This is a genomic window from Kocuria sp. CPCC 205263 (genome assembly GCF_040981075.1).
GTDB lineage: Bacteria > Actinomycetota > Actinomycetes > Actinomycetales > Micrococcaceae > Kocuria > Kocuria rosea.
Map to the genome: position 1 here is coordinate 56,392 of NZ_JAVKPV010000016.1, position 9,854 is coordinate 66,245.

Annotated in this window: 8 protein-coding genes; 1 reads left to right on the forward strand and 7 read right to left on the reverse strand. The window is 72.8% G+C overall.

The features are described 5' to 3' along the window. Positions 1 to 16: 16 nt before the first annotated feature. The 3 genes from RF647_RS17585 to RF647_RS17595 are packed head-to-tail and all read right to left on the reverse strand — an operon-like array spanning position 17 to position 3,190. Positions 17 to 931: a carbohydrate ABC transporter permease gene (locus tag RF647_RS17585; RefSeq protein ID WP_368812840.1), complete on the reverse strand. Its 915-nt coding sequence runs from the start codon at positions 929 to 931 to the stop codon at positions 17 to 19. A 4-nt stretch (positions 932 to 935) separates the two neighbouring features. Then, positions 936 to 1,841 carry a carbohydrate ABC transporter permease gene (locus tag RF647_RS17590; protein WP_368812841.1) on the reverse strand — a complete coding sequence of 302 codons (906 nt, stop codon included), beginning with the start codon at positions 1,839 to 1,841 and terminating at the stop codon, positions 936 to 938. Beyond that, positions 1,841 to 3,190: an extracellular solute-binding protein gene (locus tag RF647_RS17595; protein WP_368812842.1), complete on the reverse strand. Its 1,350-nt coding sequence runs from the start codon at positions 3,188 to 3,190 to the stop codon at positions 1,841 to 1,843. The genes RF647_RS17590 and RF647_RS17595 overlap by 1 nt, the downstream gene beginning before the upstream one ends. A 193-nt stretch (positions 3,191 to 3,383) precedes the next feature. Here RF647_RS17595 and RF647_RS17600 point away from each other — a divergent pair, with 193 nt between their 5' ends. Continuing rightward, positions 3,384 to 4,424 carry a LacI family DNA-binding transcriptional regulator gene (locus tag RF647_RS17600; RefSeq protein WP_368812843.1) on the forward strand — a complete coding sequence of 347 codons (1,041 nt, stop codon included), beginning with the start codon at positions 3,384 to 3,386 and terminating at the stop codon, positions 4,422 to 4,424. On the opposite strand, the gene RF647_RS17605 is transcribed toward RF647_RS17600, so the two are convergent. The 4 genes from RF647_RS17605 to RF647_RS17620 form a co-directional block, all read right to left on the reverse strand. Next, a complete protein-coding gene (locus tag RF647_RS17605) occupies positions 4,411 to 5,628 on the reverse strand; it encodes an MFS transporter (protein WP_133409894.1) in 1,218 nt (405 codons plus the stop codon). The genes RF647_RS17600 and RF647_RS17605 overlap by 14 nt on opposite strands. A gap of 127 nt (positions 5,629 to 5,755) precedes the next feature. Then, on the reverse strand, positions 5,756 to 6,733 hold the full coding sequence (locus RF647_RS17610; RefSeq protein WP_368812844.1) for an AEC family transporter: 978 nt from the start codon (positions 6,731 to 6,733) through the stop codon (positions 5,756 to 5,758). A gap of 19 nt (positions 6,734 to 6,752) precedes the next feature. Further along, positions 6,753 to 8,081: an enolase C-terminal domain-like protein gene (locus RF647_RS17615; RefSeq protein WP_368812845.1), complete on the reverse strand. Its 1,329-nt coding sequence runs from the start codon at positions 8,079 to 8,081 to the stop codon at positions 6,753 to 6,755. Next, positions 8,078 to 9,703, reverse strand: a complete 1,626-nt coding sequence (locus tag RF647_RS17620) for an aldehyde dehydrogenase (NADP(+)) (protein WP_368812846.1) — start codon at positions 9,701 to 9,703, stop codon at positions 8,078 to 8,080. The genes RF647_RS17615 and RF647_RS17620 overlap by 4 nt, the downstream gene beginning before the upstream one ends. Positions 9,704 to 9,854: the final 151 nt, after the last annotated feature.

The window sequence follows — 9,854 nt, forward strand, 5'->3', positions numbered from 1 at the left end:
CTGCTCGGTGGGCGCGTCACTTGCCGAAGCCGGCGGTGAGCCCGGCGACGAGGTGCCGGCGCCCGAAGACGTAGAGGACGAGGATCGGCAGCGCCGAGAGGACGACGGCGGCCAGGACGGCGGGGATGTCGGCCTGGAACTCCCCCTGGTAGGTCCACAGGGACAGGGGCAGCGTGCGCTTCTCGGAGCTCTGCGTGAGGATCAGCGGGAACAGGAAGTTGTTCCAGCTGTTGAGGGCGTTGTAGACGCCCACGGTGGTGATGGCGGGCAGGCTCAGCGGCAGCACGAGCGTGCGGAAGACCTTCCAGTCGCCGGCGCCGTCGAGGGTCATGGACTCGTAGAGCTCGTTGGGGATGTCCCGCATGAAGTTCGTCAGGATCAGGACCGTGATCGGGATCCCGGACGCGATCCCGGGCAGGATCAGGGCGGCCAGGGTGTCGTACAGGCCGAGCTGGACGATGATCAGGTAGATCGGGATGATCGTCGCCTGGATCGGGATGGCGATGCCCAGCAGGAACAGCCGGTTCGAGAACACGGCCAGCCCGCTGCGGCTGCGCACGATCACGTAGGACGCGAGCAGGGACAGGAACACGATCCCGGCCACGGTGAACACGACCACGACCACGCTGTTGAGGAAGTACTGGACGAACTGGTTCTGCAGGACCGTGGCGTACGGCGCGAACGTCGGGGACGAGGGCAGCAGCGGGTTCGTGGAGTAGTAGTCCTCGCGGGGCTTCAGGCTCGTGATGGCGATGTAGTAGATCGGGATGATGATCGCGCCCAGCCACAGCCAGCCGCCGACGTCCGCCGGGATGTTCGGGAGCCCCCGGCGCCGTCGGGCGGCGCGGGCGGCCGCCGGCCGGGGGTCCGGGCGGGACGCGCCCTCGGGTCGCGTGCGCACGGGACGGGTGTCCGCGGTTCGTGTGCTCATGGGACTACGCACCTTCCGCCTGGCTCTCCATCTTTTCGGCCCCGGTGAGCCGTTGCAGGCCGAGGGCGAGGGTGAGCCCCACGGCGACGAGGATGACCGCCAGGACACTGGCCTCGCCCATCTGGTTGCTGCGGAATCCGGTCAGGTACATGTCCAGGGGCAGGATCCGGGTCGCGGTGCCGGGCCCGCCCCCGGTGAGGGCGAAGACGAGGTCGAAGTAGGTCAGGGAGCCGACCAGCATCAGCGTGGAGGACGTCACGATCGTGTACTTCAGCTGCGGCAGCGTGATCGAGAAGAACTGCCGCACCGTGCCCGCGCCGTCGATCGTGGCGGCCTCGTACATGCTCTGCGGGATCTGCCGCACCCCCGCCTGGTAGAGCAGCGAGTGGAAGGGGATGAAGGACCACGAGATGACGACGACGACGACGTAGAACGCCAGGCTCCCGTCGCCCAGCCAGTCCTGCCGCAGCAGCGCCGCGTCGAACGCCCGCGAGAGCCCGAAGTTCGGGTCGAGCAGGGCCTTGAAGGCGATGCCGATCGCCGCGGCCGAGAAGAGCATCGGCAGGAAGTACAGGACGGAGAGGAACTCCCGGTACCGCTGGCGGCCGGCCATGAACACGCCGAGCAGCAGGCTCAGCGGGAACTGCACGGCGTAGCTCAGCAGCGTGAGCTGGACGGTCAGCACCATCGCCTGCCGGGAGACCGGGTTCTCGAGCACGGACGCCCAGTTCTCGCCCCCGGTCCACTGCGGGGTGCCCAGGCCGTCCCACTCCATGAAGGACAGCACCAGGACGCCCAGCAGCGGACCGATCGCGAAGATGCCGAAGAAGACCAGGGCGGGCGCCAGCATCCAGTTGCTGGGGCCGGCGCCCGCCCGGGCCCTCCGCCGCGCGGGGGTGCGCACGAGCATCAGAGCGTCCCGTTCATCGCGGTCTGGAACTCCTCGGGGCTCATCTCGCCGGCGAAGACCTGGCTGAGGTTGGTCAGCAGGGCCTGTCCCTGGTCGGCCGGGAGCGCCTGGTCCCAGGAGAGCTGGAAGTTCGGCGCGTCCTGGACCATCGAGTAGGCGAAGTCGAGGTACTCCGGGTGCTCGGTCTCGGTGATCCTGTCCTCCACGCCGTCCACGGCGGGGATCAGCCCGGCGTCGAAGAGCGTGTCGACCGCGGCGTCGTCGAGGTTCATGTCGTTGAGGTACTCGAGGGCCGTGGCCTGCTCCTCCTCGGACGCGTCCGCGGACACGGCCCAGAAGTTCGCCGGGTTGCCCACGATGTTCTGCGGGTCGCCCTGTCCGCCCTCGATCTCGGGGAACGTGGTGTAGCCCAGGTTGCCCTCGGCGGTCCACTCGGGGGCGTCGGTGAGGAAGCTGGAGTAGACCCAGCTGCCGTGCAGCATCATGGCCGCCTGGTCGGTGTGCACGAGCGCCACGTCGGCGCCCGCGTCGGCCACCACGGATCCGTAGGCGTCGCCGAAGCCACCGGCCTCGACGAGCTCCTGGATCTTCTCCAGGGCCTCGGTGATCGCCGGGTGCGACCACGCGTCCTCCTCGCCGTCCACGACGGCCTGGAACACCTCGGGCCCGCCGATCCGGTCGGTGAGGTACTGGATCCACATCAGGTACGGCCACTGGCTGGAGCCGGCCACGGAGATCGGCGTGACGCCCTCGGCCTGGAAGGCCTCCACGGCGTCCAGCATCTCCGCCCACGTGGTGGGGACCTCGACACCGGCCTCCTCGAAGAGCTTGGTGTTGTAGTACAGGATGACGGGCTGGGTGTTGTTGTTCGGGACGGCGTAGAGCTTCCCGTCCACCTTGCCGGTCTCCAGCACGGAGTCGAGGGCGCGCTCCTCCATCTCGGGGATCTCCCCGGTCAGCTCCACCACGCTGCCGTTCTCGACGTAGCTCTCCAAGGTGTCGCCGCCCCAGTTGTAGATCAGGGTCGGCGCGTTGCCGGAGCCGACGCTGGTGCGGATCTTCTCCTTGAAGGCGTCGTTCGCGAAGTACTCGGCGGTGATGGGGGTGTCGCCGTTGGCGTCGTTCCACGCCTGGAAGGAGCTGCGGAACGTCTCCTCGGCGCCCCCGGTCAGCGTCCAGGCGCTGGCGCCGCCCTCGCCGCTCCCGCCGCCGGGCTGGGCCCCGGCGCTGCACCCGGCCAGGGTCAGGGCCGCGGCGCCCACGAGCGCGATGCGGGACAGCGAGCGGGCGGAGAAGGGGCCCCGGTGCGCGCCGGCGGGCGCGGGGCGGAGGCTGCGGTGGGTGGTCATGGCGTTCTCCTCATCGTTGAGCGATACGTTGCGCCTACGAAACTTTTCGTATAGCGTTTCGTTGCGAGAAGCGTAAGTGGCCTGTTTCACACCCGTCAACCCCCTGGTGTGACCGGCGCCACCGCGGCGAAGTGCGTCGAAACGTTTCGCCGCCCGCCCGTGACCCGTCCGACGTCCGAGGAGATCGTCCCGCATGAAGAGAACCACGCTGAGCCAGGTGGCCGCCCAGGCCGGCGTCTCCAAGGGCACGGTCTCCAAGGTGCTCAACGGACGCCCCGACGTGGGGGAGGACACGCGGGAGCGGGTCCGGGCCGCGGTCGCCGACCTCGGTTACACGGGCTCGGCCGTCCGCCGGCCCCGGACGGCCATCGTGCTCGTCTTCGACACCCTCGAGAGCAACTACTCCCTCCAGGTGATGGCCGGCGCCGTGGACGCCTGCGGCCGCGCCGAGGCCGACCTCATGCTGAGCACGCTGCCGAGCCTGGAGCAGGGCGACGTCCCCCCGTTCTCCGAGGACTGGTTCGCCCGCTGCGGCCGCACGGGCGAGACCGCGGTCATCGCCGTGACCACCCCGCTGACCGCGGAGCAGGTGGCCGCCGCGGCCCACGCGCAGGTCCCGCTCGTGGCCATCGACCCCGTGAACAGCCTGCCGTCCACGGTGCCCAGCATCGGCTCCACCAACTGGGCCGGCGGGCACGAGGCCACCACCCACCTCCTGGGGCTCGGGCACCGCCGGATCGGCCACCTCAGTGGCGCCGGGGGCTCGGTCCCGGCGCGCGAGCGCCTGGCCGGCTACCGCAGCGCCCTGGAGGACGCCGGGGTGCCGCACGACCCCGGGCTCGTGACGGGCGGCGGGTTCAGCTACGAGGCGGGCTTCGCCGGCGCCCAGGAGCTGCTCGAGCTCGAGGACCCGCCCACGGCCCTGTTCGCGGCCTCCGACGAGGCCGCCCTCGGCGCCTTCGAGGCCGCCCGGCAGGCGGGGCTGCGGGTGCCCGAGGACCTCAGCGTGGTCGGCTTCGACGACACGCTGCTCGCGCGCTGGGCCTCGCCCAAGCTGACCACGGTGCGCCAGCCCCTGCACGCCATGGGCGAGATGGCCGTCGAGCGCGCGATCACCCTGCTGGCCGGCGGGTCCCGCCGGGTCCACCCGCTCCAGCTCCAGACCTCGCTCGTCGAGCGCTCCTCCACCGCCCCGCCCCGGGGCGCGGCGGACGGGGTGGTCACTCCCGGATGAGGCGGGCCCGGCCCGCCTGCCAGCCGAAGACCGCCGCGAGCGTGCCGACCGCCGCGAACATGACGCCCGCCGCGGCGAAGCCCCCGGTCCAGTGCAGCAGCTGCCCCACCAGGAAGGTGCCCGAGGAGCCCACGCCGTAGCCGACGCCCTGCATCATGCCCGAGAGCCGCACCGCCATGTGGCTGCTGCGGGTCCGCAGCGCGATCATCGTCAGGGCCACGGCGGTGAGGCTGCCCTGGCCCAGCCCCAGCAGCCCGGTCCAGACCCAGATCAGCTGGAGGGGCCCGAAGATCGAGAGCACGAAGCCGCCGCCGGCCATGAGGGCCACCGCGGCGTTGAGCACCCGCTGGTCGGCCATCCGTGCGGCCAGGACCGGGGCGAAGAGCGAGCCCGTCATCTGGAGCAGGATGGACACGGCCACGATCAGCCCGGCGGTGGCGCCGTCGATCCCGCGGTCCCGCAGGATGGGGGCGAGCCACGCGAAGACGCTGAAGGACATCATCGCCTGGAAGACCATGAACAGGGTGATCTGCCAGGCCACCGGCGAGCGCCAGGGGCTGGGCCCGTCGGTCCCGGGCGGCGGGGGGCCGGGCGCCCGGCGGCGGAGCGCCACCGGCACGAGCAGGGCCACCACCACGGCCGCGGGCACCGCCCACACCGCCAGGGAGCCCCGCCAGGAGCCCGTGGCCTGGAACACCGGGTAGGTGAGGCCCGCGCCGAGGGCGGCGGACGCGCAGATCGCGGTGGTGTAGAGCCCGCTCATCAGGCCGATCCGATGGGCGAAGTCCCGCTTGACGATGGACGGCAGCAGCACGTTGCCCAGGGCGATCGCGGCGCCGCACGCGACCGTCCCCGCGAGCAGCAGCGGTAGGGCGCTCGCCCCGGGCAGAGGCAGCCCGCGGGCCACCAGGCCCAGGGTCAGGACCACCATCGCGCCCAGGAGCACGTTCTCGGCCCCGAACCGGCGGGCCAGGCGCGGCGCGAACGGCGCGAAGACGCCGAGCAGCGTCACCGGGGCGGTGGTCAGCACGGTGACCGCCCACCCGGGGAGGCCGGCGGCCGCGGTGATCTCCGGGAGGATCGCGGAGAAGCTGGAGAAGACCGTGCGCAGGTTCAGGCCCACCAGGACCACGCACACGGCGAGGTAGACGAGCGCCCGGCGGGACGTGGGGGCGCTCGGCGGATCGGCGCGCGGGCTCGGCACGGGGAGGTCTCCTCGGGTCTGGCAGGCAGGCCGGCCCCGCGAGGGGCGGCCCGGACAGGCTCCACGGTACTGCGACAGCGCTCCGACCCCGTGCAGCGCCGGCGCCGTGCACGCGGGGTGCCCCGGGTCAGTGCAGGAGCAGGCCGGCGAGGAGGACGGCCGGGAAGGAGAGGAACGAGCTGAGGAGGATGATGTCGCGGGCGGCGTTGGCCGGCATCCGGAACTGGGACGAGAACAGGAACACGTTCTGGGCCGTGGGCAGGGCCGCCATGACGACCACGCCCAGCAGCTCGGTGCCGCCCAGGCCGAACCCGAACCTGCCGACCGCCCACGCCAGCACGGGCATCGCGACCACCTTGACCAGTGTCCCGCCGACAACGTCCGGCACGAGCGCGCGGTTCCGGAACGGACGCTGCCCGTGCAGTCCCATCCCGAACAGCAGGAGCAGCAGGGGGACGGACGCCTGGCCGAGCATCTCGAGGGGGGCCCACAGCACCTCGGGCACCTCCAGGCCGGTCGCGGAGAGCAACACTCCGGCCGCGGTGCCGACCGTGACGGGGTTCGCCACCGACCGCACGATCGTGCGGCCGGTCGAGGTGCTCGTCCGCCCGGGGGCCGCCGTCCGGGTCGCCGCTCCCGGACCGGCGCGGCGCGACGGGCGGGTGGCCCAGGAGAACACGAGCAGATAGAGCGGGGCGATCACCAGCAGCTGGGCCAGCAGCACGGAGACCACGGGCGCGGCGCTGCCCACCGCGTAGAGGGCGATGGGCAGCCCGATGTTCCCGGCGTTCACGTAGGAGGAGGCCATGGCGCCGACCGCCGTGCGGGCCGCTCCCCGGCGCAGGACCAGGCCGCTGTACAGGGCGAAGAGCGCGCCCGCCACCGCGGCGGTGGCGAGGGCGATCGGGGTGTAGACCCCGAGCACGGCCCCCAGGTCGGTGCCCGCCACCAGCACCACCATCAGCGCCGGATTGGTCAGGTAGTAGATGACGGGGGTGAGGCCCGCACGCATGGTGCGGGCCTCACCGGGCAGCAGCGCGGCGGTGGCGAAACCGACGGCCGTGAGCACGGCCACCACGCCGAAGCCCAGCAGCACCCCCGTCATCCGGCCGCTCCCCTCCGGTTCAGCGGACCAGGCAGGGGCGCTTCGGGTCGAAGCTCCAGCCCTCGATCAGGTGCTGCATGGCCGCGGCGTCGTCGCGGGCGCCCAGCCCGTGCTCGAGGTAGAGCTCGTGGGCCTCCGCCAGGCGCTCGCGGTCCAGCTCCACGCCGAGGCCCGGGCTCGCGGGCACCCGGATCTCGCCGTCGCGGATGCGCAGCGGCTCCCGGGTGAGGCCCTGGCCGTCCTGCCAGATCCAGTGCGTGTCCAGCGCGGTGATCGCGCCCGGTGCCGCCGCGCCCACGTGGGTGAACATGGCCAGGGAGATGTCGAAGTGGTTGTTGGAGTGGGAGCCCCACGTCAGCCCGAACTCGTGGCACAGCTGGGCCACGCGCACGGAACCGGCCATCGTCCAGAAGTGCGGGTCCGCCAGCGGGATGTCCACGGCGCCGGCGCGCACCGCGTGGGACATCTCGCGCCAGTCGGTCGCGATCATGTTCGTGGCCGTCGGCAGGCCGGTGGCCCGCCGGAACTCCGCCATCACCTCGCGGCCGGAGAACCGGCCCTCGGCGCCGCACGGGTCCTCGGCGTAGGCGACCACGCCCTGCATCCGCCGGCCCAGCCGGACCGCCTCCTCGAGCAGCCAGCCGCCGTTGGGGTCGAGGGTCACCCGGGCCTCGGGGAACCGCTCCTTGATCGCCGTGACGGCGTCGACCTCGAGGTCGCCGGCCTGGACGCCGCCCTTGAGCTTGAAGTCCTTGAAGCCGTACCGCTCCCGGGAGGCCTCGGCCAGGCGCACGATGCCCTCGGGGGTCATCGCCTCCTCCCGGCGCACCCGCTCCCACTCGTCCGCGCCCTGGGGCTCGCGCAGGTACGGCAGGCCGGTGCTGTCCGGGTCACCCACGAAGAACAGGTAGCCCAGCATGGGCACCGAGGCGCGCTGCTGCCCGTCGCCGAGCAGCTCGGCCACCGGCACGCCCAGGAACTGCCCGTGCAGGTCCAGGAGGGCGGACTCGATGCCGGTCACGGCGTGCACCGCGGTGCGCAGGTCGAAGGTCTGCAGGCCGCGCCCGCCGGCGTCCCGGTCCGCGAAGGCCGCGGCGACCCGGCGCAGCAGGGTGCGGAACAGCGCCACGGGCTGCCCCGCCAGCAGCCCGGCCGCCTCCTCGATCGTGGCGCGGATCGCCTCCCCGCCCGGGACCTCGCCCAAGCCGGTCCGCCCGTCGGAGTCCGTCACGATCACCACGTTGCGGGTGAAGAACGGCCCGTGGGCCCCGGAGAGGTTCAGCAGCATGGAGTCGTGCCCCGCGACGGGCACGACCTCGAGCCGTGCGACGGTGGGCTGGGTGCTCATGCGCGGTCTCCTTCCCGGGGGCCGGCCAGCTGGATGCGGCCGTCGACCCGGCGGTTGAGGTGCCACGGGTTGTCGTCCTGCACCGGCGCGGGCAGCAGGGCGCCGGGGATGTTCTGGTAGGCCACGGGGCGGAGGAACCGCTCGATCGCGAGCGTGCCCACCGAGGTGGTCCGCGAGTCGGAGGTCGCCGGGAACGGGCCGCCGTGGACCATCGCCTCGCCCACGTCCACGCCGGTCGGCCAGCCGTTGGCGAGGATCCGGCCCACCTTGCGCTCCAGCACCGGCAGCAGCGGGGCCGCGGTGGGGACGTCCTCCTCGGACAGGAACAGGCTCGCCGTCAGCTGGCCCTCCATCCGGGCCGCCGCGGCCACCAGCTCCTCCGCGGAGCCGTAGCGGATGGCCAGGGACGAGGCGCCGAAGATCTCCTCCTGCAGCACCGGGTTGGCGAGGAAGGTGGGGACCTGGGCGCTGAAGACCACGGGGGCGGGGGCGTTCTCGGTGGAGCCCTCCTTGCCGCGGGCCACGATCTCGACGTCCTCCTGGGAGCCCAGGGCGTCGATGCCCTCCCGGCAGGAGCGGGCGATGCCCGGGGTGAGCATGGTCGCGCCCTCGGCGTCGGCCAGCACGAGCCCGACGGCGGCCAGGAACGCGTCGCCGGCCTCCCCCTCGGGCACGAACAGCAGACCCGGGTTGGTGCACAGCTGCCCGGAGGAGCCCGTCAGGGAGGTGACGTAGGCGCGGGCGAACTCCTCGGCGTCACCGCGCAGGGCGGAGTCGAAGAGGAAGACGGGGTTGACGGAGCTCATCTCGGCGTACACCGGAATGGGCTCGGGACGGGCCGCGGCCGTGGCCATCAGCGCCGTGCCGGCGCCGCGGGACCCGGTGAACCCCACGGCCTTGATGGCCGGGTCCCTGACCAGGGCCTGGCCGATGCTCGCGCCGGGACCGTAGATCAGCGAGAACACCCCCGGGTGCAGGCCGCTCTCGCGGACCGCGTCCGTGAGGGCGCGGCCCACGATCTCTCCCGTGCCGGGGTGGGCGTTGTGCGCCTTGAAGACCACCGGGCAGCCGGCTGCCAGCGCGGAGGCGGTGTCGCCGCCGGCGGTGGAGAAGGCGAACGGGAAGTTGCTGGCCCCGAACACGGCCACCGGGCCCAGCGGGACCTTGCGCTGGCGCAGGTCCGGGCGGGGCAGGGGGGTGCGCTCCGGCAGGGGCGGCTCGATGCGCACGCCGCGGTGGTCGCCCTGCCGCACCACACGGGCGAACAGCCGCAGCTGCCCGGTGGTGCGCGCCAGCTCGCCCTGCAGGCGGGGCTTCGGCAGCCCGGTCTCGGTCGAGGCGCGGTCCACCAGTTCGGGGCCGGCGGCCTCGATGTTGGCGGCGATCTTCTCGAGGAAGCCCGCGTGGGTCTCGGGGTCGAGGCTGCTGAAGGACTCGAAGGCCTCTTCGGCGGCCGCGGTGGCCTCGGCGAGCTGGGCCTCGTCGACCAGGGAGTACGCGGGCTCGAGCTCGGCGTTGGTCGCCGGGTCGATGCCGTGGGTGGTGCCGCCGGTGCCGACGACCTGGCGGCCGGCGATGATCGAGTGGCCGGAGAGGGTGGTGGTCTGGGTGCTCACGGACATGGGTTTCCTTCGCTGTCTGTGCGTGCGGTCTCTTGGGGAGAGGGGGGTGTCAGGCCCGTTGCAGGGTGTCCGCCGGGGTGCCGGTGGGGAGGGCGTCGATGAGGGCGGTGAGGTCGGCGAGGTCGGTCTCGGTGAGGTCCTGCAGCGGGGG

Excerpts from the sequence above, each read along its gene's own strand:
- RF647_RS17600 (WP_368812843.1), top strand. The coding sequence starts at position 3,384 with ATGAAGAGAACCACGCTGAGCCAGGTGGCCGCCCAGGCCGGCGTCTCC.
- RF647_RS17590 (WP_368812841.1), bottom strand. The coding sequence starts at position 1,841 with ATGCTCGTGCGCACCCCCGCGCGGCGGAGGGCCCGGGCGGGCGCCGGC.
- RF647_RS17585 (WP_368812840.1), bottom strand. The coding sequence starts at position 931 with ATGAGCACACGAACCGCGGACACCCGTCCCGTGCGCACGCGACCCGAG.
- RF647_RS17610 (WP_368812844.1), bottom strand. The coding sequence starts at position 6,733 with ATGACGGGGGTGCTGCTGGGCTTCGGCGTGGTGGCCGTGCTCACGGCC.
- RF647_RS17620 (WP_368812846.1), bottom strand. The coding sequence starts at position 9,703 with ATGTCCGTGAGCACCCAGACCACCACCCTCTCCGGCCACTCGATCATC.
- RF647_RS17615 (WP_368812845.1), bottom strand. The coding sequence starts at position 8,081 with ATGAGCACCCAGCCCACCGTCGCACGGCTCGAGGTCGTGCCCGTCGCG.
- RF647_RS17595 (WP_368812842.1), bottom strand. The coding sequence starts at position 3,190 with ATGACCACCCACCGCAGCCTCCGCCCCGCGCCCGCCGGCGCGCACCGG.